Raw genomic sequence first — 26,390 nt, forward strand, 5'->3', positions numbered from 1 at the left:
TCAGAAGAGCGGGCCGAGCTGCCCGGCGAGGCCGATGACGACCGGCAGCACGCCCAGGCAGAAGAAGGCGGGCAGGAAACACAGCCCGACCGGCAGGGCGAGCGCCACGCCGGCCCGCTCGGCGCGTTCCTCGGCTTCGGTGGCCAGCTCGTCGCGGAAACGTCCGGCGAGGTCGCCGGCCGCCGTGGCGAACGCCGCGCCCGAGCGGGCCGTCCGGATTGCCGCGGCCGCCAGCTCGCCGAGGCCCGGGACGGCCTGCACCGGCGACCACGCCTCGTCCGGCGGGGAGCCGAGGGCGAGCAGACCCGCCGTCGAGCTCAACGCCGTTCGCGCTGCGGCGGGCGCGGTGCCCGCCACGGCGTTCAGCGCCGACGGCACCGGCAGCCCGGCGCGCAAGCAGGCGGCGAGGAGGTCAAGCGTTCCCGCCAGCCGCAGCTTGGCGGCGATGTCCATGACCGGTGGTCGCGGACGGCGGGTGCGGCGGATCGCCCACCACCCCGTCGCCGTCACGATCGCGCCCACCACCACTCCGGTGACCCCGCCGACCAGCAACGCCGTCGAGACGCCGCCCACCGTGACCGCGATGGGTGAGATGGCTCGGTGCCCTCTGCGGACGGGCACCGAGCCGCCGGCCATCCGCTCGAAGCGTCGCTCGATGACGTCGTCGGGCCAGGTCAGCAACGCCCCGGCGAAGAACACGAGTGCGGCCGCGATCACCGGATCCGCACCCGTCCGGTCAGGGCCCGGCACCAGGCCGTGCCGGCCCAAAGCAGGAGGCTTCCGGCCACCAGCAGCACCTGGCCCGGCGTGCTGCCGGTCAGCACGGGCAGCGGGCCCGCGCCCATGACCTGCCCGAGCAGCACGCACAGCACCGGAAGCCCGGTGAGCACCGCCGCGCTCGCCCGCGGCCCGGCCAGTTTGGCGCGCATGCGGCGGGCGAACGCCAGGCCGGCTTCGGCGTCGCGGCGAGCGGCGTCGAGGACGTCGGCCATCGGGAGGCCGTGGCGCTTGCCCAGCGTCCAGGCCGCGGCCAGCTGGGGAAGGGCCGGTGCGCGCAACTCGGTGTCGAGCCGGGCCGCCGTCGCCAACGCATGCAGGTCGCTCGCCACGGCCGGGACCACGTCCGCGGCGGCTTCCGCCGCCGTGACCGGGTGAGCGCCGGAGCGGAGCTCGGCCACCATCGTCCGCAACGCGGTCGCGGTGTGCGCGGCCATCGCCAGCTCCGCGTCGGTTCGGCGGTGGGCACGCCGCTCCTGGCTCCACGCCAGGGTCAGCACGCCGGCGGCGATCGCGCCGCCGGCTCCCGCGAGCAATCCGGCGAGCGTGGCGGGGAGCAGCCAGCGGACCACGCGCCACACCTCGGGGATCCGGACGGTCGCCGGTGGCTCGATCGCAACCTGGAGCCGGGTCGGCGGCGCGGGCCAGCACGCCAGGGCCGCTCCCACGCACAGCAGGAACCAGGGGGCGATCATCGCCGCCTCCCCCGAGCGCGCGGGTTCACGCGATCGCCCCCGATGTCGCGAACAGGTGCCGATCGACCGTCCACCGGCCGGCGCGCCACACCGGCACGACCCGGGCGCGGCCGTGTTCGGCGCGGAGCACGCCGACTTCGGCGAGCCGCCGCCGTCCGCCTGGTTCACGCCGCATGTGCAACACCACGCGGATCGCGGCGACGAGCTGGCTGTGCACGGCATCGCGGCCAAGACCGCCGAGAGCGGCCAGTGCCTCGATGCGGGCGGGCACTTCGGCCGGGGAGTTGGCGTGGACGGTGCAGGCGCCGCCGTCGTGGCCGGTGTTCAGCGCGGTGAGCAGTGCGCCGACCTCCGCGCCGCGGACCTCGCCGACCACCAGGCGGTCGGGACGCATGCGCAGCGCTTGGCGCACCAGCTCGGGCAGGCCGACCGCGCCCGCACCCTCCACATTGGCCGGACGGGCGACGAGGCCGACGAACTGCGGGTGCGCGGGCTGCAGTTCGCCGGCGTCCTCGACGCAGACGATCCGTTCGCCGGGGTCGACCGCGCCGAGCAGCGCGGCCAGGAGCGTGGTCTTGCCCGCGCCCGTGCCACCGGTGACGAGGAAGGCCATCCGCCGCGAGACGACGGTCCGGAGCAGCTTCGCGCCGGCTTCGTCGAACGCGCCGAGTTCGCCGAGGGTGGCGAGGTCGTGCGTCGCCGGGCGCAGGACGCGGAGGGACAGGCAGGTGCCGGCGGCCGCGATCGGCGGGAGGACGGCGTGCACGCGGATCCGGCCGTGGGGGCCGGATCCGGGGAGCCAGCCGTCGACGTAGGGCTGCGCGTCGTCGAGGCGCCGTCCCGCCGCGAGGGCGAGGCGCTGGGCCAAGCGGCGGACGGATTCTTCGCCGGTGAAGGTGATGCCGGTGCGGACGAGGCCGTCGGGGCCGTCGGTCCAGACCTCTTCCGGGCCGGTGACGAGCACGTCGGTGGTCGCCGGATCGTCGAGGAGCGGGGCCAGCGGGCCGGCGCCGACGAACTCGTCGCGGGCTTGGCGGGCGGCGTCGAGGGCAGCGTCGTGGCCGAGGACGCCGCCCGCTTCGGCGCGGACCGCGGTGGCGACGGCGACCGGGTCGGCCTGGCGGCGGTCGCCGGCGAGGCGGTTGCGGACGCGGTCGACGAAGTCGGTGGTCATGGGTTCACCCGCCTTGCTTGATGCGTGGGCCGTGGGTTGCTGCGGAGGGCGGTTACGCGGGTGCCCGGTGATGGGCACGAGCGTGGCTTCGGATGCGGTCGGGCGCCCTCGGAAGCGGTTACGCGGGTGCCCGGTGACCAACACGCGTGCTGCTCTCGCTGTGGTGGCCGGGATGGCAGCACCCTCGAGAAGCTCTCCGCGCTTGCCGGGCCACGCGTCAACAAAAGGACCACCGTGGGCAGCAGGAGCTCCGCCACTCTGGTCGGGGCGCCCGTGGGGCGGACTTCCGCGGGGCCGTTCATCGGGCGGCCGCCCGGGCTTCGGCGCGGGCCGCCTTCAAGACCTCTTCTGCTGCCTTGGCCAAGGGGCCGGTCGCTCTGGCCGGGAACTCGCCGCGCTCCACCGATCGCCACAGGCCGCGCTCCGGGAGCATTGCCGTCAGGATGCGGGGGCCGAGGAGTGCGGCCATCTCGACCACTGGGCTCTTCGACCGTCCACATGTGACCAGGCCGATGCGGGCCGTCCGGTTCGACAAGAGCCTGAGTACCTTCTTCGCCGCCACGCACGCTCGGATCTCCAGTGGCACCACCAGCACCACCAGATCGGCCCTCGTGACCGCTTCCTCGGCCGCTTCGCCGAGCGTGCGCGGGAGGTCGCACACCACCGTGCGGCCCGCTCGGCGACCGGCCGAAAGGATCGCCGACAGCGATTCGACCGTCGGGCCCTCACCCTCGCGCCCGCACGCCAGCACCGGGAGGCTGCCGCCGCCGTGCCTTCGCTGCGGGAGCTTCGCGGCCAGCGACGACACCGACACGCGGCCGCTCAGCTGCACGTCCGGCCAGCGTGCTCCGGGCGTCTTTTCCAAGCCGACCAACACATCCTGGCCGCCGCCCAGCGGATCGCAGTCCAGCAGGAGTGCGCCGCCCGGGTCGCGGTCGGCCACCAGCGCGAGCATCGCGGCGAACACGGATGCGCCACCGCCACCCCGGCCGCCGACCACGCCGAGCACCAGGCCGGGTTGCTCCGCCGGTGTTTCGACGACGTCGGCGAACGCGCCGGCGAGCGCGGTCTCCTCGTCGGGCAACGAGATCACGCGCTCGGCGCCGACGCGGAACGCGTGCTCCCACGTCTCCGGTCCCGGGCTGCCCTTGCAGACCAGGAGGACCCCGCGGCGTCTGGGCCATGCCGGCGGCAGCCGGGCGGCTTCTTCGTCGAGGACCACCAGTGGTGCGCGGGCCCAGTGCCCGCTCGCCGCCGTCAGGTCCGGTGCCCGGTCGAGTTCGCAGCCCGCCACCGCGGCCACGCGCAGAATCTCGTCGAGCACGGTTTCGTCCACGGCGACCACCAGCGGTCGTTCCCCCGTCATGCGTTCCTCCCCCGTCGTCGGTGCGGGCCTTGGGTGGCCCGGCTTCCACCGTCGCGGGCGGGGACGGGGCGGCACAACGGGGTGGGCGGCCGGCTGTGGACAACCGGGGTGTTGTGGACAACTTCCGCTCGGGGCCGGCTCGCGGGCCGGTTCTGCCGGTGGGGCGTGGCAGGATCGCGGCCGCCGTGGCGCATCTGCGGGAGAAATGGGCACGGATATCCGCACGCCAAGATTCCGCTCGCGTCGCGAAGTGCGATTCCCGGCACACCGGAAATCGACGAAGGTAAACGGAAGGCAAGAAGGCGGGAGAGAACCGGGATCCGTTCAGGGCAAAGGGAACCCGGAAGGCAAACGGAAGGTAAGAGGGCGGCCCCCGCCAGGGGGGAGGGACGGGGGCCGCCGTGGGTTCAGCCCCGGGGGGTCGGACTGAACCGGCCCGGTTGGACACCGGGCTCCATCACTGTAACTCCGCCCGGCGCCGGTTCGCGCACCGGGCGAGGCACACAGTTCGGTAACGGCACAGCGCGCCCGAAGTGCCTGCCTGTCATGGATTTTCCGCCCGCCGCGACCCGCTTGTGGTGGATCAACGGGACGCGCCTCGATCAAGCTCCTATCCTGGGCAGGTGGCCGAACCGAGCAGCGCGCCGTCGCGCATCCGGAAGCCGGGCCCGGAGCACGCGGTGGCCGCGTTCTTCGACCTGGACAAGACGATCATCGCTTCGTCGAGCGCGCTGGCGTTCAGCAAGCCCCTCCTGAAAGAAGGACTGATCAACCGTCGCGCCGCGTTGCGCAGTGCTTACGCGCAGCTGGTGTTCTCGCTCTCCGGGGCCGACGAGAACAAAACCGAGCGGCTGCGCGCCGAGGTTTCCGCGCTGTGCGCCGGCTGGGACGTCGCCCAGGTTTCGGCGATCGTGCGCGAGACGCTGCACGACGTCGTCGACCCGCTCGTGTACGCGGAGGCGGCGGAGCTGATCGCGCGCCACCGCGAGGACGGGCACGACGTGATCGTGCTGTCGGCGACCGGCGAAGAGGTCGTCGCGCCGGTCGCCGAGATGCTCGGCGCCACCCGGAGCGTCGCCACGCGGATGCAGATCGTCGACGGCCGCTACTCCGGCGAAGTCGACTTCTACTGCTACGGCGCCAACAAAGCCGTCGCCGCGAAGCAGCTCGCCGCGACCCACGGCTACGACCTCGCCGAGTGCTTCGCCTACACCGACTCGAGCACCGACATCCCGCTGCTCGAGGTCGTCGGGCACCCGCACGCGGTCAACCCGGACAAGCTCCTGCGGCGCGAGGCGCTCGAGCGCGGCTGGCCGATCCTGGCCTTCGACCGGCCGATGTCGCTGCGCACCCGGATCCCGACGCGCTCGGCCGGAATGGTGGCGCTCGGTGTCGGCGCGATGGCCGCCGGTGCGACTTGGTACGGCCTCAGCCGTCGCCGCCGGTCCCGGTGACCACCCACACGGCCGTACGGCCGGTACTTTGCTTGGCCCAGCCTCGAATTGTCCGTCGCGGAGGGTGCCGATGTCACCCGATCCAGCCTCTGTACCGGTGCACCCGTCCGCGCACTTGAAGTGACCGGGCTCACGGCGTAGAAAGTAGGTGCGGACGTTCGGTCGGCCAGGGAACAGGTAGAAGAGAAGCCTGTTCCACCCCGGCAAACCTCCGTGCGCGGACTCCGGGTACCCACGCGCAGCGCGCCGCGGGAGGCTCGTCGTCTAGGGACTGCGTAGTGGGACGCCACACGCCGAGTCCATGTAGGTACGACCAGAGTTGCACGCTTGGTCGCCCGAGAAGTTCGCGCTTGCAGGCGGCGCCCGTGGCTTAGGCCACGGGCGCCGCCTCGTCTATGTGGGGGACGGTCCGCGCCGGCGGACATGCACGAGGTGGAGGATTTGGGGCATCTCGCGTGACTGGCGGGGCATCATGCGTGACTGGCGGGGCATCACACGTGATCGAACTCGGAACTCGCGTGAGCGGGGGCGGAACTCGCGTGAGCGGGGCGGGACTTGTCTACCCGTTTGGACCTGTCTGCAGCTTGCGGACGGGGACTTTCCTACCGATCCGGGTACGACTGGGCCGTTCGTGCGGTCGGTCGATGGACAGCGCCGGATTCGGTGAGTAGCTTCCCGATACTGGCGCCTCCGAGTGGACTTCTCACGTCCCACCGGCGCCCGCGACTTCTGGGAGGCTGGTCTTGACGACCCGAAATCGGAGGTTCCATGCGCTCGCCCTGCCCGTCGCGGGGGTGCTCGCCCTCACCGGTGTGGGTGTCGCGACCGCGGCGAGTGCGCCGCGGGTGAGCGCCGGCGCACAGGCCGAGGCCGCGGCGACGGCGGCCCTGCGCGGGCTGACGCTCGAGCAGAAGGTCGGGCAGCTCTTCGTCACCTGGGTGAACGGCAAGACGGCCGACGAGGTCAACCCCAAGAACCAGACCGACTTCGGCGTCGACACCCCGGCGCAGGTGATCGCGAAGTACCACCTCGGCGGCGTCATCTACTTCAACAACGCCACCCGCGACAACTTCGACGACCCCGTGCAGGTCGCGAAGCTGTCCAACGGCCTCCAGCAGGCCGCCGTCACGAGCGGGGCGCACATCCCGCTGCAGATCGCCGCCGATCAGGAGGGTGGCACCGTCACCCGGATGGGCGCGCCGGCGACCGAGTTCCCGAACGCCATGGCCATCTCCGCCGGGCGGGACACCGGCCGCGCGACGCAGGCCGCGACCATCCTCGGCCGCGAACTGCGGGCCGTCGGCATCAACCAGGACTTCGCGCCCGACGCGGACGTCAACTCCAACCCCGTCAACCCGGTCATCGGCGTCCGGTCGTTCTCCGGACAGCCCGGCCTGGCCAGCGACTTCGTCACGGCCGAGGTCAAGGGCTTCGAGAGGTCCGTGGCGGCGACCGCCAAGCACTTCCCCGGGCACGGCGCCGCGCCGACCGACAGCCACACCGGGCTGCCGCGGATCGACAACACCGAGGCGCAGTGGCGGGCCACCGACGTGCCGCCGTTCAAGGCCGCGATCGCGGCCGGCGTCGACTCGATCATGAGCGCGCACATCCAGTTCCCCAGCCTCGACCCGTCGCTCGAACCCGCGACGCTGTCGAAGCCGATCATCACCGACCGGCTGCGCAACGAACTCGGCTACAACGGCGTTGTGATCACCGACTCCCTCGAGATGGAGGGCGTGCGCAAGCTGCACACCGACGCCGAGATCCCGGTGCTCGCCCTCAAGGCCGGTGTCGACCAGCTGCTCATGCCGGTGCACCTCGACCTGGCGATCAACTCCGTGCTCAGCGCGGTCAAGTCCGGCGACCTCCCGATGCGGCGGATCGACCAGAGCGTGCTGCGCGTGCTGAAGCTGAAGTTCCTGCGCGGCATCCTGTTCTCGCCGTTCGTCGACCCCGGCAAGGTCATGAAGACCGTCGGCACCCCGTCGAGCCTCGCGACCGCGCAGGACATCGCCGACCGGGGCATCACGGCCATCGCGAACGACGCCGGTCTCCTGCCGCTGAAGCAGAAGCCCGCGACGGCGCTCGTCACCGGCTGGGGCGTCGCCACGACGACGGACCTCGCGCAGAAGCTGACCGCGCACGGCACGGCCGCGACGGCCTACCAAACCGGCCAAACCCCGACGGACGCCCAGATCGCGCAGGCGGTCACGAACGCCGGGAGCGCCGACCTCGTTGTCGTGCTGACCAACAACATCGCCACCTACCCCAGGCAAACCAAGCTGCTCGACGCCCTGCAGGCCACCGGGAAACCGGTCGTCGCGGTCGCCGCGCAGATCCCGTACGACGCCGGCTACCCGACGACCGTGCGGACCTGGCTGGCCACCTACGGCTACATCACGCCGACGCTCGAGGCGCTGGCCAAGGTGATCCTCGGCGAGACGAAGCCGGTCGGGAAGCTGCCGGTCGACATCCCGGCGGGGGCCGACACGCAGACCGTGAAGTACCCGTTCGGCCACGGGTTGACCTGGTGAACCTCAACCGGCGTCACTTCCTCGGCGCGAGCGCACTCGCCGTCCCGGCGATGGCGGGCGGCTCCGCCGTCGCCGGGGCCCAACCCGAAACCGCCCACCCGGGCCGCGTCCTCACCGGCGCCGAGCAGCTGGCCGCGCAGGGCTGGCGGGCCTTGAAGGGCCGCAAGCTCGGCGTGCTGTCGAACCCGACCGGCGTCCTGCTGAACGGGGACCACATCGTCGACTCGATGGTCGCGGCCGGGGTGAAACCGGTGGCGGCCTTCGGGCCCGAACACGGCTTCCGCGGCAGCGCACAGGCCGGCGGGTCCGAGGGCGACTACACGGACCCCCGCACCGGCGTACCGGTGTACGACGCGTACGGCGCCGACGCGACGAAGCTCGCTTCGCTGTTCACCAAGGCGGGCGTCGACACGGTCGTCTTCGACATCGCCGACGTCGGCGCACGCTTCTACACCTACATCTGGTCGCTCTACACCGCGATGGTGGCCGCCGCGAAGACGAACGCGGCCCTCGTCGTGCTCGACCGGCCGAACCCGCTCGGCGGCCGGGCGGCCGGGCCGGTGCTCGACCCGAAGTTCGCCTCCGGGATCGGGCGGAAGCCGATCGCGCAGCAGCACGGCATGACCGTCGGCGAGCTCGCGCGCTTCTTCGCCGGGGAGTTCCTGCCCGGCGACGGCGTGCGGCTCGAGCACCTCGACGTCGTCCAGGTGCGGGGCTGGCAGCGCGACACGCTCTTCGCGCGGACCGGGCTGAACTGGGTGCTGCCGAGCCCGAACATGCCGACGCCGGACACGGCGCTCGTCTACCCGGGCACCGGGATGTTCGAGGGCACGGTGTTCTCCGAGGGCCGGGGCACGACCAGGCCGTTCGAGATCATCGGCGCCCCCGGCCTCGACTGGCGCTGGCGCGAGCGGCTCGAGGACCTCGCCCTGCCCGGGGCCCGGTTCCGCGAGGCCTACTTCGTCCCCACCTTCGGCAAGTTCGTCAACCAGCCGTGCGGGGGCGTGCAGCTGAGCGTCGACGACCCGCGGGCCTTCGACGCGATCCGGACCGCGGTCGCCATGCTCGTCTCGGCGAAGGCCCTGCACCCGGACGTCTTCGCCTGGCGCCCCGACAACTACATCGACAAGCTCTCCGGGTCCGACCGGCTCCGGACCACGATCGACGCCGGCGCGGGCGTCGACGACGTCATCGGCGCCTGGCGGGCCGAGCTGGCCGAGTTCGACCGGAGACGCCGCCACTACCTGCTTTATCGCTGAGGGGGAGACTCATGCGTGCTAGGAAGGTCCTCGTCGCGGCCACCGGAATGCTGGTCGCACTGGCCACGTTGACCGTGTCGGACTCGGGAGCCAGCACCATCACCAGCCACGATCCGGCGGCCGGCCGCTTCGACCGGCCGCAGCACGGGTTCGCCCCGGCGTGGACGACCCTGCGTGACGGCCGCCCGGGTGACGTCAACCTCGACCCCGCGCCGATCAAGGCGGCGGAGGACTTCCTGGCGAGCTGGACGAAGCCGGACGCCACCGGGCACCCGCACTTCTCCGGGGCGGTCGGCCTGCTCGCGCACGACGGCGTGGTCGTCGACCGGTACGCGGTCGGCGGCGCGCTGCGGTACGCCGACGCGAAGGGCACCGAGCTGCCCGCGGACCAGCAGGTCCCGATGCGCAACGACACGATCTTCGACATGGCTTCGATCTCGAAGCTGTTCACCTCGATCGCCGTGCTCCAGCTGGTCGAAAGCGGGCAGTTCACCATCGACACCCCGGTGAGCCGGTTCTTCCCGGAGTTCGCCACCGGCGACAAGGCCGCCATCACGGTCAAGATGCTGCTCACGCACACCTCCGGGTTCGACGCCGACCCGATCCCGTCGCTGTGGGCGGGCTACCCGGACGTCCCGTCGCGGCGGCAGGCGGTGCTCGACAGCCCGCTGAAGAACAAGCCGGGGACGACGTACCTCTACTCGGACATCAACCTCCTGACGCTGGGCTTCATCGTCGAGAAGCTGACGGGGCAGTCCCTCGACAAGGTCGTCCACGACCGGATCACCGCGCCGCTCGGCATGGCCGACACCGGTTACAACCCGCCCGCGGCGAAGCTGGACCGGATCGCCGCGACGGAGTTCGAAGCGAACCCGCCGCGCGGGATGGTGCGCGGCAGCGTGCACGACGAGAACGCGTGGTCGCTCGGCGGTGTCGCCGGGCACGCCGGCGTGTTCAGCACCGCGAGCGACATGGCCGCCCTCGCCCAGACGATCCTCAACGGCGGCAGCTACCGCGGTCACCGGATCCTGCGCCCGGACACCGTCCGGCAGATGCTCACGAACTACAACCAGCAGTTCCCGGACGACGCGCACGGCCTCGGCTTCGAGCTCGACCAGCCCTGGTACATGGGCGCGCTGGCGTCGCCGATCAGCGCCGGGCACACCGGCTACACCGGAACGACGCTGGTCATCGACCTCCAGTCGCGGTCGTTCGCGATCCTGCTGACCAACCGCGTGCACCCGACCCGGAACTGGGGCTCGATCAACACCGCCCGCCAGGTGTGGGCGACGTCACTGGCCAGGGCCATGGCCGTGCGGCCGGTCGCCGGGAAGGACGCGTGGACGAGCACGCTGGGTAACGCCGGCGTCGCCACGCTGAGCACCTGCCCGTTCACCACGCATAGTGATCAAGCGCGCGTCTCGTTCTCCGCTTTCGTGGATACCGAAGGCAGCAGTGATCCACTTCAGCTGCAGGCCAGCACCGACGGCGTGAACTGGCAACCGATCGAGCTGTCGGTCTCGGGCCCGGGCGCACCCTCCGGAACCGTGACGTCGCTCTCCGGACACGGACACCGCGCCTGGTGGAAGGCGGTCGGCACGCTGCCGCAGGGCGCCTCGGTCAGCCTGCGCTGGCGTTACAGCACCGACCCGAGTTACACGGGCCGGGGAGTTTCGGTGGACGGTGTGAAAGTCACCGAGCGCGGCCGATCGCTCCTCGACGGTGAACGAAACCCCGCCGTCTTCGTCGCAGAGGGTTGGCAGTTGAGCTCTCGGTGACGAGTCCGTCGCCGACTGTCGACCACCCGGCGGAATTTACCGTCCCCTTGCCGCTTGCACCGCGACACTAAGTTGCCAAGTCGTTAGCTTGACCTCGTTAACAAGGTCGACCCTGTTGGCGACTTTCTGGTCAACGATTAATCGCAAATCGAGATCCGCAGACACGGACGGGTTGCGATCGTACCGAAGGGTGTGAGTAGCCTTGTCGCAAATGCCAACGGTTAGTAACTTTCCGACGATGAGTGATACCGAATCCGTAGTCGGCACGGCACCGTCCGAGCCCGTATCGGTCCAGACGGCCGTGCGAGACGCCGACTCCAGTCCGCTGGTGCGGATCCGGTCCCTGCTCCCCGGCCTGGCCCGCGCCGAGCAGCGCGTGGCCAAGGTGGTGCTGGAAGACCCCGCGCACGTCGCGCGGCGCAGCATCACCGAGGTGGCACTGGCCGCCAACACGAGCGAGACCACGGTGACCCGGTTCTGCAAGGCCGTCGGGGTCGGCGGGTACCCGCAGCTGCGCATCGCGCTGGCCGCGGACACCGCGCGCACCGAGGCGCGGACCACGCGCAACCTCGGCGGCGAGATCGGCCCGGAGGACGACCTGGCCGCCGTGATCGGCAAGGTCAGCTTCGCCGACGCGCGGGCCGTCGAGGAAACGGCGGACCAGCTCGACGTCGCCACGCTGGAGCAGGTGATCCAGGTCGTCGCGAACGCCGGGCGGGTGGACGTCTACGGCGTGGGCGCCAGCGCGTTCGTCGCCGCGGACCTGCAGCAGAAGCTGCACCGCATCGGCCGCGTGTGCTTCGCCTGGTCGGACACGCACATCATGCTCACCTCGGCTGCGGTGCTGAGCCCCGGTGACGTCGCGATCGGCGTCTCGCACACCGGCGCGACCACCGACACCGTCGAGGCACTGCGCGTGGCGCGCGAGCACGGCGCGAGCACCATCGCCGTGACGAACTTCCCGCGCTCCCCGATCACCGAGGTCTCCGACCACGTTTTGACGACCGCGGCCCGGGAAACCACCTTCCGTTCGGGCGCCACGGCCAGCCGCATCGCCCAGCTCACCGTCATCGACTGCCTGTTCATCGGGGTCGCTCAGCGGCACATGGACGCCTCGGTCAACGCACTGGACGCGACGAGGGACGCAGTCGGATCGCACCGCTTGGGGGTCAGGCCGGACGGTCGTCGCCGTCCGCGGGAAACCGGCAAGTAATGACCGGAGAAAATGTGAGGCGCATGATGACCGTCCCCGTGCAGGCGGTGCACGTCGATTCGCCGACCGAGACCCGCAATCTCCGCACCAAGGACATCGACCTGATGTCCACCGCGGGGATCCTGGGCGCGATCAACGCCGAGGACCGCACGGTCCCCGGTGCCGTGGCCGCGGTGCTGCCCCAGGTGGCGCACGCGGTGGACTACGCGGTGGACGCCATCCGGGGCGGAGGCCGGGTGCACTACGTCGGCGCGGGTACGTCCGGGCGGCTGGCCACCCTGGACGCGGCCGAGCTGGTGCCGACGTTCAACGTGCCGGGCGACTGGTTCATCGCGCACCACGCCGGCGGCGAGCGCGCGCTGCGCCAGGCCGTCGAAAACGCGGAGGACGACTCGGCGGCGGGTGCCGCCGAGATGGCCGCGATGGTGCAGCCGGGCGACTTCGTGCTGGGGCTGACGGCGTCGGGCCGGACGCCGTACGTGCTGGGTGCGCTGGCCGCGGCGGCGCGCCAGGGAGCCCGGACCGGGCTGGTCTCGGGCAACGCCAAGGCCGCGAAGCCGGCCGGGGTGGACGTGCTCATCGCCGTCGACACCGGCCCGGAGGTGATCGCCGGCTCGACCCGGATGAAGGCGGGCACGGCGCAGAAGATGATCCTCACGTCGTTCTCCACCGCGACGATGATCAAGCTGGGCCGGACCTACTCGAACCTGATGGTCAGCATGCGGGCCACCAACGCGAAGCTGCGCGGCCGGACGATCCGGATCCTGCAGGAAGCCACCGGCATGACGATGGCGGACTGCTCGGACGCGCTCACCGAGGCCGGGGGCGACCTCAAGGTGGCGCTGGTGCACCTGCTCTCCGGGGAAGACGTCAAGAGCGCGTCGAAGGCGCTGCACGCGTCCGGCGGGCACGTGCGCAAGGCGCTGGACACTTTGAGGGTGCGCGCGAGCTAGACCTTCATCTGTTCATCTGCCTAACCTCTCAGATGAGGGAAGGCGGGTGGGCGATGGCGGGCACGGCAGAGGACTCGCGACGCGGGCTTTCGCGTCGCGAGTGGTGGTCGATCGGCGGGATGACCGGGTTCATCCTGCTGCTGAACGTCGTGGGCTGGGGCGTGCTCACGGCGTTCGTCGCGCCGCACCACTACGCGCTGGGCACGTCCGGCGTGTTCGGGATCGGGCTGGGCGTCACCGCCTTCACGCTCGGCATGCGGCACGCCTTCGACGCCGACCACATCGCCGCGATCGACAACACCACCCGCAAGCTGATGGCGGACGGGCGGCGGCCGCTGTCGGTCGGGTTCTGGTTCTCGCTCGGGCACTCGACGATCGTCTTCGTGCTGTGCCTGCTGCTGTCGGCAGGCGTCCGCGCGCTGGCCGGGCAGGTCGAGAACGACTCGTCGGGGTTGCACCAGGCCACCGGCGTGATCGGGACGTCGGTGTCCGGCGTATTCCTGTACGTGATCGCGATCCTGAACCTGGTCGTGCTCGTCGGGATCCTGCGCGTGTTCCGGCGGATGCGCCGCGGCGACTTCGACGAAGCCGCGCTCGAACGCCAGCTGGACAACCGCGGCGTGCTCAACCGGCTGCTGCGCGGCGCGACGAAGGCCGTGCGCAAGCCGTGGCACATCTACCCGGTCGGGCTGCTGTTCGGGCTGGGCTTCGACACCGCGACCGAAATCGGGCTGCTCGTGCTGGCCGCGGGCGCCGCGACGTTCGCGCTGCCGTGGTACGCGATCCTCGTGCTGCCGGTCCTGTTCGCCGCCGGCATGACCCTGTTCGACACCGTGGACGGCTGTTTCATGAACCTCGCGTACGGCTGGGCGTTCGCGAAGCCGGTGCGCAAGATCTTCTACAACATCACGGTGACCGCGTTGTCGGTCGCGGTGGCGCTGCTCATCGGGACCATCGAGCTGGTGTCGATCCTCGTCGACAAGCTGGACATCACCAGCGGGCCGCTGGCCGCGATCGCTTCGGTCGACCTGGACTACGTCGGCTTCGGGATCGTCGGGCTGTTCGTGCTGACGTGGGTTGTCGCGCTGGCGGTGTGGCGGTTCGGGCGGATCGAAGAGAAGTGGTCGGCGAAGCTGAGCGGTTGAGAAGCTCCGCTCGCTACTGCGCTCATGGCGCGTAAATGGTGAGTGTCGTCGGGCCGGTGAGGCTCCCGACACCCGACCCGGCGCACGCGAGGGCGTTCGGCGTCACGAGCGTGGCCACCTGGACCGCGCTGCCCGGCGTGTACCGCCCAGCCGTGATCACCCCCGTGTTGGTGACCACCACCTGCCCGGCGACCACCGTGGTCGTGAAGTTGTACGTGAAAGTGGTCGGCGCGGCCAGCGGATTGCCCCACACGTACGTGCGGGACGTCGACCCGGCATTCAGCAGCGTTGTGCAGGAAACCACGTCGGTGAACACCTGCGTGTAGGACGCGGTGAAAGCCTGTGGGTCGGTGCAGAGGGGGAAGGTTCCGGTGAGGACACCGGCCACGAGCCGGGGTGTGTTGGTGATGGGTGGGTCGTAGGTGACCGCCCAGGTGCCGGCACAGGTCTGGACGGCCGCCTCGGCGTGCGCCGCTCCCGCGGACGCCGGCACGCTGCCCGCCGCGGCGAGCAGTGTTCCCAGGAACGCACCGCACCTGCGCAGCCGGCTCATGGCAGTCCACCCTCCTACCCGACACTCACGACCTTCGCAATAGACCACGAAGGAGGACGTGCCGACTACCGCCGTTGCGGTATCAGGAAGCCGCGTCCGAAATGCTCTTCGCTTCGCGCGCACCGGATTCGAACGCTTCGCAGCAGAAGAGCAGCCACGCGCGTACGCCCTCCGGTGTCCCGCTCGCGAATCCTTCGGCGGCTTCCAGGTACTTCGGCACCCGGCGGAAGAACGCCACTTCGGGCACGCTCAAGGACTTCGGGTCGAGGCCCGTCGCGACCATCGTGAGCCGGGCGGCCGCGCGTGCGACGACGCCGTCCGCGCTCCCGAACGGCTTGAGCGCCAGCAGTTCGCCGTGCACGACGGCCGTCAGCACCGGGCCCGGCACCGACGTTGCTCCGGTCACCAGCTGGGCCAGCATCTCCAGGCGGCCGCCGCCGGAATGCGGGCGGCCCAGCGCGTCCGCGTCGCCGACGAGATCCGCCGCGGCCAGGACGTGCAGCCGCGCCAACGCCTGCATCGGCGCGCGGCGCCACGTCGGCAGCAGGGATTCCAGCGTCTCCGCGACGCGCAGCGCGCCGGCGAGGACGGGGTCGTCGACCGCGCCGCCGGCGGGCAGCTCGGGGTTCGCGCCCTCGATGCCGGCCGACGCGCGGGCGGCCCGCACGGACGCTTCCGCCGCCGTCGCCGCGCCGCCGCGGAGGTTCGCCGGGAGGCGGTGCACCGCGAAGACGGCGTCCTGCGCGGACTTGGCCGCCGCCGCGACGCCTTCGAGGTCGAGCAGGGGCTTCAGCGGGTCGGTCATGCGTCGAGCACCTGTCCTTCGCGGGTGACCACGGGCGGCAGCACCGACCACGGGAAGTTGATCCACTTGTCGGTGTGCCGCCAGACGTACTCGCACTTCACCGTCGAGTGCGGCTTCTCGTAGACGACGGCCGAGCGCACCTCGGCGACGTGGTCGAGGCAGAAGTCGCGGACGAGCTTGAGCGTGGCACCGGTGTCGGCGACGTCGTCGGCGATCAGCACCTTCTTGCTCGTGAGGTCGACGACGTTGGGCACCGGCGGCAGCATCACCGGCAGGTCGAGGCGCTGGTCGACGCCGGTGTAGAACTCGACGTTCATCACGTGCAGGTTCTTGACGTCGAGCGCGTAGCCGAGCGCGCCGGCGACGAAGAGGCCACCGCGCGCGATCGAGAGGACGAGGTCCGGCGCGAAGCCGTCTTCGGCGATGGTGTGAGCCAGTTCACGGCTCGCCGTGCCGAACAGCTCCCAGCTCAGCTCTTCCCGCTCTTCGGCCATCGAACCCGCCCTTCGTCGTGGTCAGCCGAGCATAGGCAACCGGCAAGTGGCCTCTGAAGATGATCAGAAATTGGCTATCCGAAGCAGCCACTGGCCGAACTACGGTGATCGCGTGAGCGACTGGAACACACGACCGGTCCTGGCCGGCGAGCACGTCCGCCTGGAACCGCTGACCCGCGAGCACGCCAAGGGCCTGTTCGAGGCCGGCACCGACCCGGGCATCTGGGCGTGGCTGAGCACCCGGCAGCCGGCGGACCTCCCCGCCGCCGAGCGGATGGCCGAGCAGGCGCTCGCCGACCCCGACCGCCGTCCCTTCGCGCAGATCGACGCCGCATCCGGGCGCGTCGCCGGGACGACGTCGTACTACCAGGTCGTCGAGAAGCACCGGATCCTGTCGATCGGGCACACGTGGATCGGCGCGGAGTGGCAGCGCACCGGGCTGAACACCGAGTCGAAGCTGCTCCTGCTCACGCACGCCTTCGAAACCCTTGGCGCGCAACGGGTTTCCTGGGAGACGGACATCCGCAACCTCCGCTCGCAACGCGCCATCGAACGACTTGGCGCGCTTCGCGAAGGCATCCTGCGGGCGCACCGGATCCGGCCGGACGGCTCGTCGCGCGACACCGTCACGTACTCGATGCTGGCGCCGGAGTGGCCCGCCGCGAAGGCCCGGCTGAACGAACGCTTAGTCACCGGAGCTCGCCTGCCACGGTGAACCGGCAGGGCATCGTGGGTGCAACCTTTTACAAGGCGGACTAACGTCGCTAGCGTGCCGCTAGCCGTCGTTTCGGCGCACTACAGGAGGCCTTGCAACCATGACCGAGCAGTCCCCCGCCCTGGACAACCTGCTCACCGAGAGCCGCACCTTCCCGCCCAGCGATGATTTCGCTGCTCAGGCCAACGCGAAGGCCGAGATGTACGCCGAGGCGGACGCCGATCGCGAAGCGTTCTGGGCGAAGCAGGCCGAGCGGCTCACGTGGGACACGAAGTGGACCACGGTACTGGACTGGACCAATGCGCCCTTCGCGAAGTGGTTCGTGGGCGGCAAGCTGAACGTCGCCTACAACTGCGTCGACCGGCACGTCGAGTCCGGCCACGGCGACCAGGTCGCGATCCACTGGGTCGGCGAGCCGGGTGACACCCGGGACATCACCTACGCCGAGCTGAAGACCGAGGTTTCCAAGGCCGCCAACGCACTCGCGTCCCTCGGCGTCACCGCCGGCGACGTCGTGGCGATCCAGCTGCAGATGGTCCCCGAGGCCATCTTCGCGATGCTCGCGTGCGCGCGGATCGGCGCGCTGCACAACGTCGTCTTCGGCGGCTTCTCGCCGACGGCGCTGCGGGCCCGCGTCGACGACGCCGCCGCGAAGGTCGTCATCACCTCCGACGGGCAGTTCCGCCGTGGCAAGGCCGCGCCGATGAAGGCCAACGTCGACGAAGCGCTCGAAGGCGCCGAAACCGTCGAGAAGGTCATCGTCGTGAAGCGCACGGGCGACAAGCTCGAAGGCGAAATGCCGTGGACGGACTCTCGCGACGTCTGGTGGCACGAGCTCGTCGACGGACAGTCCGAAGAGCACACTCCGGAGGCTTTCGACAGCGAGCACCCGCTTTTCATCCTCTACACGTCCGGCACGACGGGGAAGCCGAAGGGCATCCTGCACACCTCCGGTGGCTACCTGACGCAGACGGCGTACACCCACCACAACGTCTTCGACCACAAGGCCGGCGAGGACGTCTACTGGTGCACCGCCGACATCGGCTGGATCACCGGCCACAGCTACATCGTCTACGGCCCGCTCGCCAACCGCGTCACGCAGGTCGTCTACGAAGGCACGCCGAACACCCCACACGAGGGGCGGCACTGGGAGATCGTCCAGAAGTACAAGGTCTCCCTCTACTACACGGCCCCGACGCTGATCCGCACCTTCATGAAGTGGGGCGCGGAGATCCCGGAGAAGTACGACCTGTCGTCGCTGCGGGTGCTGGGTTCGGTCGGCGAGCCGATCAACCCCGAGGCGTGGATCTGGTACCGCGAGAACATCGGCGCGGGCACGGCGCCGGTCGTCGACACGTGGTGGCAGACCGAGACCGGCGCGATCATGATCTCGCCGCTGCCGGGCGTCACCTCCGCGAAGCCGGGCTCCGCGCAGAAGGCGCTGCCGGGCATCTCCGCGAAGGTCGTCGACGACCAGGGCGCCGAGGTCGGCCCGGGCGGCGGCGGGTACCTGGTGCTCGACAAGCCGTGGCCGTCGATGCTGCGTGGCGTCTGGGGCGACGAGGAGCGCTTCCGCGACACGTACTGGTCACGGTTCAAGGACCAGGGCTTCTACTTCGCCGGCGACGGCGCGAAGTACGACAACGACGGCGACGTCTGGCTGCTGGGCCGCGTCGACGACGTCATGAACGTCTCCGGCCACCGCATCTCGACGACCGAGGTCGAGTCGGCGCTGGTCTCGCACCCGACGGTGGCCGAGGCCGCGGTGGTCGGCGCGACCGACCCGACGACGGGCCAGGGCATCGTGGCGTTCGTGATCTTGCGCGGCAACGCCGTCGACGGCGGCGAAGAGGCCATCCAGGCGCTGCGCAACCACGTCGCGAAGGAGATCGGGCCGATCGCGAAGCCGCGGCAGATCATGGTCGTGCCGGAGCTGCCGAAGACGCGTTCGGGCAAGATCATGCGCCGCCTGCTGCGGGATGTGGCGGAGAACCGGCAGGTCGGGGACGTCACCACGCTGGCCGACTCGTCGGTGATGGACCTGATCTCGTCGGGCCTGAAGTCGGGCAAGTCGGAGGAGTGAGCTAGCGTTCTCCCGTCAGAGCCCTTCCGGCTTCGCGCCGGGAGGGCTCTGCCATGACACCCCGTGTGGCACGACTCGAACGCATGTTCTACGCTGTGCCGCGAACCACACCCACTTCCCGGGCAAGGAGACGACACGACGATGACCGTGGATGTCCTGACGCACGACGAGGAAACGGCTTCGGCTCCGGCTTCGACTCCGGAGGTTCCCGCCGCCGAAGTGTCCGACACCGAGTCCGCGTCCCCCTCTTCGGAAGGCGAAGCTTCGCCGGTCGACGAGGAAGAGGCCCCCAAGCCCAAGCGCGGCCGCCCCAAGGGTGCGACGGCGTCGACGGCGAAGAAGACCCGCACGGTCGAGCTGATCCTCACGGTCACCGGCACCGCCGACGGCGAGTGGCAGGCCGAGCTGAAGAACGGTTCGAAGTGGGTCGCGAAGGGTCTGGAGATCCCCGCGGCGGCGGTGTCGCGCGCGGCCAAGGAGCTGCACGCGGACCTGTCCGGCCCGATCGACGAGGTGATCAACCAGGCCCGCGAGGCGCAGGCGGCGAAGGTCGCGGCGCTGGAGGCCGAGCTCGAGAAGGCCAAGCAGGCCCTCGCCGAGCTGGACGCCTGAGGCTTCACTCCTGGGAAGCGCCCGATTCCGCACTGGCGGGGCCGGGCGCTTCCGCCTTTCCGCAGGTCCCAAGCGCCCCAATGTGGCGTTGGGTGCGCTCAACGCACCGAACGCCACATTGGGTGCGCTCGACGCACCGAACGCCACATTGGGGCGCCTAGGCGATCGGCGGACGCCACATTGGGGCGCCTAGGCGATCGGCGGACGCTGCGGGAGCGGGGACTTGAACTCGACCCACATCGAGTCCGTCAGCGCCTCGACGTGGTGCGCGACCCCGCGGGGGTGCAACGCCGAGTCACCCGGTTCGAGGACGGCCTCCACGCCGTCCACCGCTCCTCGCAACCGCCCCGACAGGACGTAGACGATCGAGTCGTGGTCGTGCGCGTGGGTCGGTGACGCCACGCCCGCCGGGTAGTGGATGAGGTACGCCAGTCCACTCGCGGCCCGCTCCAGCTGCCGGAACCGGCCTTCGCCGCCGTGCAGCGGGAGGCCCTCCACCGTGCGCAGCGGCTGCCACACCTGTTCTTCCATGCCGCCCATCATGACCCGGGAAAGCTGAGAGTCCACACAGGACCACTTAGGTAAGGCAGTCGTTATTTAGGCCGCCCTGACCGCGAATCCCAGGTCTCGCCACGATTCCGCTTCCGTGTTTCACTGGTTCCCGTGACCGAAACGATCGACGGCGGCGCGGTGGAGCACGCTCACGAACCGCACCAGGGCGTGGGCGGGAAGCTGAACTGGCTGCGAGCCGGGGTACTGGGGGCGAACGACGGGATCGTCTCGGTCGCCGGCATCGTCGTCGGCGTGGCCGGGGCGACCACGGAAAGCACGACGATTCTGACCGCCGGAATCGCCGGGCTCGTCGCCGGCGCCTTTTCCATGGCCGGCGGGGAATACGTCTCGGTGAGCACCCAGCGCGACACCGAACAGGCGTTGCTCCGGCTGGAAAAGCAGGAGCTCAAGACCATGCCGGAGGCCGAAGAGCGCGAGCTCGCCGAAATCTACGAGCAAAAGGGACTGTCGCCCGAGCTGGCGAGCCGGGTCGCCCGCGAACTGACCGAAAAGGACGCCCTGCAGGCGCACGCCGAGGCCGAACTCGGCATCGACCCCGACAACCTGACCAGCCCGTGGCAGGCGGCGTGGGCGTCGCTGATCGCGTTCTCGGTCGGGGCGCTGCTGCCGATCCTGTCCATCGCCTGGGCCGGCGTCTCCCTGCGGGTGTGGGCGTGCGCCGCCGCGGTCGTCGTCGGCCTCACGCTGACCGGGTGGATCAGCGCGAGGCTCGGCGACGCGAACGTGGGGCGCGCGATCCTCCGCAACGTCGGCGTCGGCGCCCTCACCATGGTTGTGACCTACTTCGTCGGGGTGCTCTTCGGCACCACCGTGGGCTAATGGACGCCCTTCATCAGCTTGCGGATGAAGGGGATGCCCAGGAACAGCAGCACGCCGACGCCGATGGCGACCAAGCCGACCGTGCTGAAGTACGGCGCCTCGTCGTCGACGGAGTAGTACTCGGCGAGCTTGCCGGACATCGCGGTGCCGAACGAGATCGACAGGAAGTTCAGCGCCACCATCTGCGTCCGGAACGCCTCCGGCGCGAGCTTCGTCGACAGTGACAGCCCGACCGGCGAGAGGCACAGCTCCGCGATCGTGAACACGAACAGGATGCCGACCATCGCGAGGATCGGGCTCGCGTTCTTGCCGCTGCCCACCATCGGCAGGAACAGCAGGAACGCCGCGCCCATCAGCACCGTGCCGAGGACGAACTTCATCGGCGTCGACGGCTGCCGCTCGCCGAGCTTCGTCCACAGCGCCGCGAGGACCGGGGCGAAGACGATGATGAACACCGGGTTGATCGAGTTGACCCAGGACACCGGCATCTCCCAGCCGAACAGGGTCCGGTTCAGCCGCTGGTCGGTGTAGGCCGCGACGACCGTGAACTGCTGCTGGTACAGCGAGAAGAACACCGCGCTGGCGATGAACATCGGGATGAAGGAGAGCACCCGGCTGCGCTCGACGGCGGTGATCTTGCCGCTGGTCAGGATGACGAGGAAGTAGCTCACCGAGATCGCGCCGACCACCCACACGACGACGTCGGCGAGGTTGCCCGGGTTCACGACGCCGGTCATGACCAGCGCCACGATCGCGGCCACCAGCAGGACGGCGGCGCCGATCGCCAGCACGCGCCGGGACGACGGCAGCGGGTTGGGCACCTCCTTCGCCTTGTCGCCGAGGTTCTTGCGGCCGAACGCGTACTGGGTCAGGCCGAGGGCCATGCCGATCGCCGCGAGGCCGAACCCGAGGTGGAAGCCGACCCGGGTCTGCGCCAGCCCGGTCAGCAGCGGGCCGACGAAGCCACCGAGGTTGACGCCCATGTAGAAGATCGTGAAGCCGGCGTCGCGCCGCTCGTCGCCTTTGGCGTAGAGCGTGCCGACGATCGCCGTCGCGTTGGACTTCAGGCCGCCGCTGCCGACCGCGACGCACACGAGGCCGACGCCGATGCCGGCCAGGCCCGGCAGCAGGGCCAGGCTGATGTGGCCGATCATGATCAGCACGGCGCTGTAGAACAGCGTCCGCTCGGAGCCGAGGAGGCGGTCGGCCACCCACGCGCCGATGACGGCCGACAGGTACACCAGGCCGCCGTACGCGCCGACGATGCCTAGCGCGGACTCCTGCGCGAGGCCCAGCCCGCCCTGTTCCACCTTGTAGTAGAGGTAGATGGGCAGGATGCCGAGCATCCCGTAGTAGGAGAAGCGCTCCCACATCTCGACGCCGAAGAGGTTCGCCAGTCCTCGTGGATGCCCGAAGAACCTCGTGTCCTGCTGGACCTCGGTTGAGGTGCTCACAACTCTCGTCTTCCTTTGGGTAGGGACTTCGTTGTCGATTGGCATGTTAGGAGCCCACCGCGTGGCTCACCACCGGCACGACGTGTGGCGGCGGTCATGACTATCCGTGACAAAGAGCCGGTAAAGTGGCATCAAGGTGCGCCGGGAAGCCTGGTCGGCAACAGTGATCAGCGACCCCTGGAGCCGCCCGTGTCCCGTCCTCTGACCGAGTTCGCCCGCTACCTGCGCACCGAGACCACCGGCGGGCTCATCCTGCTCGGCGCGACCGCGGTCGCGCTGATCTGGGCCAACTCGCCGCTGCAGGAGAGCTACCAGGCGCTGCGCGACTTCCGGCTCGGCCCGGAGTTCCTGCACCTGAACCTGACGCTCGGCGACTGGGCGAAGGACGGCCTCCTCGCCCTGTTCTTCTTCGTCGCCGGGCTGGAGCTCAAACGCGAGCTCGTCATCGGCGAGCTGTCGCGGTTCAAGCAGGCCGTCCTGCCGGTCGTGGCCGCGATCGGCGGCATGGTCGTGCCCGCGCTCGTCGCGTTGGGCGTCGGCTGGGGAACACCGGGGATCGAGCGGGCCTGGGCGATCCCGGTCGCCACGGACATCGCCTTCGCCCTCGGCGTGCTGGCGCTGACGGCGTCGAACCTGCCGTCGAGCGCGCGGATCTTCCTGCTTTCGCTGGCCGTGGTGGACGACCTCGGCGCGATCATCGTCATCGCCCTGCTGTTCACGACGGGCTTCGACCTGGTCGCGGTGGCCGTCGCCGTCGTGGCGCTCGCCCTCTACGCGTTCCTGCAGCACCGCCGGGTCCGGACGCCGTGGCTGTACGTGCCGCTCGCGCTGGTCACGTGGGTCGCGGTGCATTCGTCGGGCATCCACGCGACGGTCGCCGGCGTCGCGCTGGGCCTGCTCACCCGCGTCCGCGCCGACGAGGGCGAGGCGGAGGCGCCCGCGCTGCGGCTCGAGCACCGGCTCCAGCCGTGGTCGGCGGCCGTCGCCGTGCCGTTGTTCGCGCTGTTCGCGGCCGGGATCTCGGTCAACGCCGACGCGCTCGGCGCGGTGTTCACGACGGCGTTGCCGCTCGCCGTGCTCGCCGGGCTCCTCGTCGGCAAGGTCGTCGGCATCCTCGGCGCCAGCCTGCTCGCCGTGAAGGTGGGCGCGGCGGAGAAGCCGCGGGGGATGGGCTGGCGGGACCTGGCCGCGTTGTCCGTGCTCGGCGGGGTCGGGTTCACCGTGAGCCTGCTGATCGCGGAGCTGTCGCTGCCGGAAGGCAGCAGCGAGCTGGCCAAGGCCGCGGTGCTGATCGCGTCGGCGGCGGCGTCCCTGCTGGCGGCGGCCTTGCTACTCCGTCGTAGCAAGGTTCACGCGCGAATCTCCGACACACTGTGACGCCGCCGCGCCCGCGATAAGGACACATGGCACGATGACCCGGTGAGCAGCCCCAAGCACGAACGCACCGGTCCCGACGGCGTGGGGGCCGTGCCTTACCTCCCGCTGTCCTCCGCCGCCGACGTCCCCGGCGACCAGTCGATCGGCCGCCTGGTCGGCGACGCGACCCAGCACATCTCCACCCTGGTCAGGGCCGAGATGGAGCTGGCGAAATCCGAGCTGGTCGGCGAGGTGAAGAAGGGCCTCAAGGGCGCCATCTTCTTCCTGATCGCGCTGACGGTCTTCCTGTACAGCACGTTCTTCCTGTTCTTCTTCGCGGCCGAGGGCCTGGCCGAGTGGGTGCGCTACCGCTGGATCGCCTTCGGCATCGTGTTCTTCCTGATGCTGCTGGTCGCGGGCGCGGTCGGGTTCCTCGGCTACCGCAAGGTGAAGAAGTTCAAGGCACCGGAGCGGACCATCGCCAGCGTCAAGGAGACCGCCGCCGCGCTGAAGCCGCAGCGGGCGCCCGAAGCCGGCTTGACCACGCGCGACTGAGTTCGTTGCACGCGTCCCCCGACCCGTCGATCGTCCGGCTCGACGGCCCGTGGGTCCACCGCGACGTGTCCGCGAACGGCATCCGCCTGCACGTCGCCGAGCTCGGCGACGGGCCGGTCGTGGTGCTGCTGCACGGATTCGCCGAGTTCTGGTGGACCTGGCACCACCAGCTGCGGGCACTGGCCGAAGCCGGATTCCGCGCGGTGGCCGTCGACCTGCGCGGCTACGGCGATTCGGACAAGCCGCCCCGCGGCTACGACGCGTGGACGCTCGCCGGCGACGTCGGCGGGCTGATCAAGTCGCTCGGGGCGCGGCGCGCGCACCTCGTCGGGCACGCCTGGGGCGGCATGCTCGCCTGGACGGTCGCGGCGCTGCACCCGCGGCTGGTGTCCTCGGTGACGGCGATCGGCGCCGCCCATCCGCTCGCCCTGCGCTCGGGAGCGGCTCGTCCGTGGCGCGGCCAGGGCCGCGCGGCCGGGCACCTCTTCCGCTTCCAGGTGCCGATGGCCCCGGAGAAGTGGCTGGTGAAGGACGACGCCCAGGCCGTCGGGGACCTGTTCGGCGGCTGGGCCGGCCCCCGCTGGCGGTCCACGCCGGACTTCGACGGCAGCGTCGAGGCGTTCCGGCAGGCGATGCTCGTGCCCGGAGTCGCGCACAGCGCGCTCGAGTACTACCGGTGGGCGTTCCGCGCCCAGTTCCGCGGGGAGGGGCGCCGGTTCACCGACGCCGTCGACGCCCGGATCGCGGCGCCGACCCTGCAGCTGCACGGCGCCGAGGACACCTGCATCCTGCCCGAGACGGCGACGTCGTCGGTGCGCTGGGCGGGCCCGCACGCCGAGCCGGAGATCTGGCCGGGCGTCGGGCACTTCCCCCACCTCGAAGCGCCGGACCGCACGTCGGCGGCCCTGGTGGACTTCCTCAGCCGAGGCTGATGGCGTTCTTCGCCCGCTCCACCGACTCGTCCGACGCCGGCCCTTCGGGGTTTTCGGTGGCGAGCGCCTGGTTGAGCTCGACGAAGGGCCGCATCCGCCGCTCGTAAGCCGCGAAGGCCTCCTCGTACCCGGCCCGGCCGAGTTCCTGCGCGAGGACGTACGCGCCGACCAGTGCGAGGCTCGTCCCCTGGCCCGACAGCGGCGAAGCGCAGTAGCCGGCGTCGCCGACGAGCACGACCCGGCCCGCCGACCAGCGGTCCAGGTGGATCTGGGCCATGGCGTCGAAGTAGAACACGTCCGCCTCGGCCATCGCCTCCAGCAGCTTGGGCACCTCCCAGCCGACGCCGGCGAGCCGCTCGGCGATCAGCCGCTTCTGCTCCGGGACGGTCAGCCGCGGCAGCGGGTCCGAGCCGAAGCCCAGCGTCACGCGGAGCTCGGTGTTGTCCCGGACCGGGTAGGCCACGCCCCCGGTGTGCTCGTGCCGGAACCAGACCTGCCAGTCCTCCAGGCCGAGGAAGTTGGCCGTGGGGAAGATGGCCAGGTACTGCCCGAGGTGGCGGATGAAGTCCTCCTCCGGGCCGAACACGAGCCGCCGCACGACCGAGTGCAGGCCGTCCGCCCCGACGACCAGGTCGAACGTCCGGAAGCCGCCGTGCTCGAACTCGACGCGCACACCGTGCGCCTCTTCGGTGAGCGCCGTGATCGAGTCGCCGAAGACGTACTCGACGTCAGTGGCCTCGCCGAGGATCGAGACGACGTCGTCGCGCAGGAGCTCGATGTCGTCGCTGTCGAGCCGTCCGCTGCTGAAGGTGTGCTCCTCCGACCGCAAGAGCTCGTGGCCGTCGCCGTCCACCACGGACATCCCGCGCATGCGGGTGCGCACCGCCCGCATCCGGTCGCCGAGGCCCAGCCGGTCGAGGACGTCGAGCGCGACCCCGCGCACGTCGATCGCCTGGCCGCCGGTGCGCGGGCCGGGCGTCCGCTCGACCACGGTCACCGACCAGCCTTCGCGCGCCAGGAACCGGGCCAGGGTGCCACCGGCGACACCGGCGCCGGAGATCAGGACGTTCCGCATGTTTCCTCCAGAGTTG

General features: G+C 70.8%; 24 protein-coding genes. 14 read left to right on the forward strand and 10 right to left on the reverse strand.

What is annotated here, in order from left to right:
- From Q5425_RS30775 to ssd, 4 genes are all read right to left on the reverse strand, one after another.
- Complete coding sequence (locus Q5425_RS30775) at nt 1-717, reverse strand: type II secretion system F family protein (RefSeq protein ID WP_308675838.1); 717 nt, start codon at nt 715-717, stop codon at nt 1-3.
- Nucleotides 714-1,472 carry a type II secretion system protein gene (locus tag Q5425_RS30780; protein WP_308675839.1) on the reverse strand — a complete coding sequence of 253 codons (759 nt, stop codon included), beginning with the start codon at nt 1,470-1,472 and terminating at the stop codon, nt 714-716. The genes Q5425_RS30775 and Q5425_RS30780 overlap by 4 nt, the downstream gene beginning before the upstream one ends.
- Nucleotides 1,473-1,497: 25 nt before the next feature.
- Entirely contained in the window at nt 1,498-2,646 is a 1,149-nt protein-coding gene (locus tag Q5425_RS30785) for a TadA family conjugal transfer-associated ATPase (protein WP_308675840.1), read from the reverse strand.
- A 298-nt stretch (nt 2,647-2,944) separates the two neighbouring features.
- Nucleotides 2,945-4,012, reverse strand: coding sequence for a septum site-determining protein Ssd (gene ssd / locus Q5425_RS30790; RefSeq protein WP_308675841.1), 1,068 nt, complete (start codon nt 4,010-4,012; stop codon nt 2,945-2,947).
- A gap of 623 nt (nt 4,013-4,635) precedes the next feature.
- Between ssd and Q5425_RS30795 the strand changes: the two genes are divergently transcribed.
- The 7 genes from Q5425_RS30795 to Q5425_RS30825 all read left to right on the forward strand — a co-directional run bounded on the left by Q5425_RS30795 (nt 4,636) and on the right by Q5425_RS30825 (nt 14,348).
- A complete protein-coding gene (locus Q5425_RS30795) occupies nt 4,636-5,466 on the forward strand; it encodes an HAD family hydrolase (protein ID WP_308675842.1) in 831 nt (276 codons plus the stop codon).
- Between the two features lie 794 nt (nt 5,467-6,260).
- Complete coding sequence (locus tag Q5425_RS30800) at nt 6,261-8,000, forward strand: glycoside hydrolase family 3 protein (protein ID WP_308675956.1); 1,740 nt, start codon at nt 6,261-6,263, stop codon at nt 7,998-8,000.
- Nucleotides 7,997-9,259 carry a DUF1343 domain-containing protein gene (locus tag Q5425_RS30805; protein WP_308675843.1) on the forward strand — a complete coding sequence of 421 codons (1,263 nt, stop codon included), beginning with the start codon at nt 7,997-7,999 and terminating at the stop codon, nt 9,257-9,259. Before Q5425_RS30800 ends, Q5425_RS30805 begins: the two co-directional genes overlap by 4 nt.
- Nucleotides 9,260-9,306: 47 nt before the next feature.
- The gene (locus Q5425_RS30810; RefSeq protein ID WP_308675957.1) at nt 9,307-11,037 is read left to right on the forward strand and encodes a serine hydrolase domain-containing protein; all 1,731 of its coding nucleotides are present in this window, start codon (nt 9,307-9,309) and stop codon (nt 11,035-11,037) included.
- Between the two features lie 238 nt (nt 11,038-11,275).
- A complete protein-coding gene (locus Q5425_RS30815; RefSeq protein ID WP_308675844.1) occupies nt 11,276-12,250 on the forward strand; it encodes a MurR/RpiR family transcriptional regulator in 975 nt (324 codons plus the stop codon).
- A gap of 23 nt (nt 12,251-12,273) precedes the next feature.
- A complete protein-coding gene (locus Q5425_RS30820; RefSeq protein WP_308675845.1) occupies nt 12,274-13,203 on the forward strand; it encodes an N-acetylmuramic acid 6-phosphate etherase in 930 nt (309 codons plus the stop codon).
- Between the two features lie 53 nt (nt 13,204-13,256).
- A complete protein-coding gene (locus Q5425_RS30825) occupies nt 13,257-14,348 on the forward strand; it encodes a HoxN/HupN/NixA family nickel/cobalt transporter (protein ID WP_308675958.1) in 1,092 nt (363 codons plus the stop codon).
- A gap of 22 nt (nt 14,349-14,370) precedes the next feature.
- Here Q5425_RS30825 and Q5425_RS30830 read toward each other — a convergent pair whose 3' ends face one another.
- The 3 genes from Q5425_RS30830 to Q5425_RS30840 form a co-directional block, all read right to left on the reverse strand.
- A complete protein-coding gene (locus Q5425_RS30830) occupies nt 14,371-14,901 on the reverse strand; it encodes a hypothetical protein (protein ID WP_308675846.1) in 531 nt (176 codons plus the stop codon).
- An 82-nt stretch (nt 14,902-14,983) separates the two neighbouring features.
- Nucleotides 14,984-15,706 carry an oxidoreductase gene (locus Q5425_RS30835; protein ID WP_308675847.1) on the reverse strand — a complete coding sequence of 241 codons (723 nt, stop codon included), beginning with the start codon at nt 15,704-15,706 and terminating at the stop codon, nt 14,984-14,986.
- Nucleotides 15,703-16,200: a phosphoribosyltransferase gene (locus tag Q5425_RS30840; protein ID WP_308675848.1), complete on the reverse strand. Its 498-nt coding sequence runs from the start codon at nt 16,198-16,200 to the stop codon at nt 15,703-15,705. The genes Q5425_RS30835 and Q5425_RS30840 overlap by 4 nt, the downstream gene beginning before the upstream one ends.
- A gap of 112 nt (nt 16,201-16,312) precedes the next feature.
- Here Q5425_RS30840 and Q5425_RS30845 point away from each other — a divergent pair, with 112 nt between their 5' ends.
- The 3 genes from Q5425_RS30845 (at nt 16,313) to Q5425_RS30855 (ending at nt 19,610) form a co-directional block, all read left to right on the forward strand.
- A complete protein-coding gene (locus Q5425_RS30845; protein WP_308675849.1) occupies nt 16,313-16,915 on the forward strand; it encodes a GNAT family protein in 603 nt (200 codons plus the stop codon).
- Nucleotides 16,916-17,015: 100 nt separating this feature from the next.
- Nucleotides 17,016-18,998 carry an acetate--CoA ligase gene (acs, locus tag Q5425_RS30850; protein ID WP_308675850.1) on the forward strand — a complete coding sequence of 661 codons (1,983 nt, stop codon included), beginning with the start codon at nt 17,016-17,018 and terminating at the stop codon, nt 18,996-18,998.
- Between the two features lie 141 nt (nt 18,999-19,139).
- The gene (locus tag Q5425_RS30855) at nt 19,140-19,610 is read left to right on the forward strand and encodes a DUF6319 family protein (RefSeq protein ID WP_308675851.1); all 471 of its coding nucleotides are present in this window, start codon (nt 19,140-19,142) and stop codon (nt 19,608-19,610) included.
- Nucleotides 19,611-19,799: 189 nt separating this feature from the next.
- Here Q5425_RS30855 and Q5425_RS30860 read toward each other — a convergent pair whose 3' ends face one another.
- Complete coding sequence (locus tag Q5425_RS30860; protein ID WP_308675959.1) at nt 19,800-20,153, reverse strand: cupin domain-containing protein; 354 nt, start codon at nt 20,151-20,153, stop codon at nt 19,800-19,802.
- A gap of 120 nt (nt 20,154-20,273) precedes the next feature.
- Here Q5425_RS30860 and Q5425_RS30865 point away from each other — a divergent pair, with 120 nt between their 5' ends.
- Nucleotides 20,274-21,002, forward strand: coding sequence for a VIT family protein (locus tag Q5425_RS30865; protein WP_308675852.1), 729 nt, complete (start codon nt 20,274-20,276; stop codon nt 21,000-21,002).
- On the opposite strand, the gene Q5425_RS30870 is transcribed toward Q5425_RS30865, so the two are convergent.
- The gene (locus Q5425_RS30870) at nt 20,999-22,456 is read right to left on the reverse strand and encodes a peptide MFS transporter (RefSeq protein ID WP_308675853.1); all 1,458 of its coding nucleotides are present in this window, start codon (nt 22,454-22,456) and stop codon (nt 20,999-21,001) included. The two genes, Q5425_RS30865 and Q5425_RS30870, sit on opposite strands and share 4 nt — an antisense overlap.
- Nucleotides 22,457-22,645: 189 nt before the next feature.
- Between Q5425_RS30870 and nhaA the strand changes: the two genes are divergently transcribed.
- The 3 genes from nhaA to Q5425_RS30885 are packed head-to-tail and all read left to right on the forward strand — an operon-like array spanning nt 22,646 to nt 25,299.
- Nucleotides 22,646-23,833, forward strand: a complete 1,188-nt coding sequence (gene nhaA / locus Q5425_RS30875; protein ID WP_308675854.1) for a Na+/H+ antiporter NhaA — start codon at nt 22,646-22,648, stop codon at nt 23,831-23,833.
- Nucleotides 23,834-23,875: 42 nt separating this feature from the next.
- A complete protein-coding gene (locus Q5425_RS30880; protein WP_308675855.1) occupies nt 23,876-24,367 on the forward strand; it encodes a phage holin family protein in 492 nt (163 codons plus the stop codon).
- Nucleotides 24,368-24,372: 5 nt separating this feature from the next.
- Complete coding sequence (locus Q5425_RS30885) at nt 24,373-25,299, forward strand: alpha/beta hydrolase (protein ID WP_308675856.1); 927 nt, start codon at nt 24,373-24,375, stop codon at nt 25,297-25,299.
- Here Q5425_RS30885 and Q5425_RS30890 read toward each other — a convergent pair.
- On the reverse strand, nt 25,286-26,374 hold the full coding sequence (locus Q5425_RS30890; protein ID WP_308675857.1) for an FAD-dependent monooxygenase: 1,089 nt from the start codon (nt 26,372-26,374) through the stop codon (nt 25,286-25,288). The genes Q5425_RS30885 and Q5425_RS30890 overlap by 14 nt on opposite strands.
- Between the last annotated feature and the right edge of the window lie 16 nt (nt 26,375-26,390).

This window comes from Amycolatopsis sp. A133 (genome assembly GCF_031082405.1).
GTDB lineage: Bacteria > Actinomycetota > Actinomycetes > Mycobacteriales > Pseudonocardiaceae > Amycolatopsis.

Excerpts from the sequence above, each read along its gene's own strand:
- Q5425_RS30860 (WP_308675959.1), bottom strand. The coding sequence starts at position 20,153 with ATGATGGGCGGCATGGAAGAACAGGTGTGGCAGCCGCTGCGCACGGTG.
- acs (WP_308675850.1), top strand. The coding sequence starts at position 17,016 with ATGACCGAGCAGTCCCCCGCCCTGGACAACCTGCTCACCGAGAGCCGC.
- Q5425_RS30785 (WP_308675840.1), bottom strand. The coding sequence starts at position 2,646 with ATGACCACCGACTTCGTCGACCGCGTCCGCAACCGCCTCGCCGGCGAC.
- Q5425_RS30820 (WP_308675845.1), top strand. The coding sequence starts at position 12,274 with ATGATGACCGTCCCCGTGCAGGCGGTGCACGTCGATTCGCCGACCGAG.
- Q5425_RS30815 (WP_308675844.1), top strand. The coding sequence starts at position 11,276 with ATGAGTGATACCGAATCCGTAGTCGGCACGGCACCGTCCGAGCCCGTA.
- Q5425_RS30810 (WP_308675957.1), top strand. The coding sequence starts at position 9,307 with ATGCTGGTCGCACTGGCCACGTTGACCGTGTCGGACTCGGGAGCCAGC.
- Q5425_RS30890 (WP_308675857.1), bottom strand. The coding sequence starts at position 26,374 with ATGCGGAACGTCCTGATCTCCGGCGCCGGTGTCGCCGGTGGCACCCTG.
- Q5425_RS30825 (WP_308675958.1), top strand. The coding sequence starts at position 13,257 with ATGGCGGGCACGGCAGAGGACTCGCGACGCGGGCTTTCGCGTCGCGAG.
- Q5425_RS30840 (WP_308675848.1), bottom strand. The coding sequence starts at position 16,200 with ATGGCCGAAGAGCGGGAAGAGCTGAGCTGGGAGCTGTTCGGCACGGCG.
- Q5425_RS30835 (WP_308675847.1), bottom strand. The coding sequence starts at position 15,706 with ATGACCGACCCGCTGAAGCCCCTGCTCGACCTCGAAGGCGTCGCGGCG.
- Q5425_RS30780 (WP_308675839.1), bottom strand. The coding sequence starts at position 1,472 with ATGATCGCCCCCTGGTTCCTGCTGTGCGTGGGAGCGGCCCTGGCGTGC.
- Q5425_RS30830 (WP_308675846.1), bottom strand. The coding sequence starts at position 14,901 with ATGAGCCGGCTGCGCAGGTGCGGTGCGTTCCTGGGAACACTGCTCGCC.
- ssd (WP_308675841.1), bottom strand. The coding sequence starts at position 4,012 with ATGACGGGGGAACGACCGCTGGTGGTCGCCGTGGACGAAACCGTGCTC.
- Q5425_RS30855 (WP_308675851.1), top strand. The coding sequence starts at position 19,140 with ATGACCGTGGATGTCCTGACGCACGACGAGGAAACGGCTTCGGCTCCG.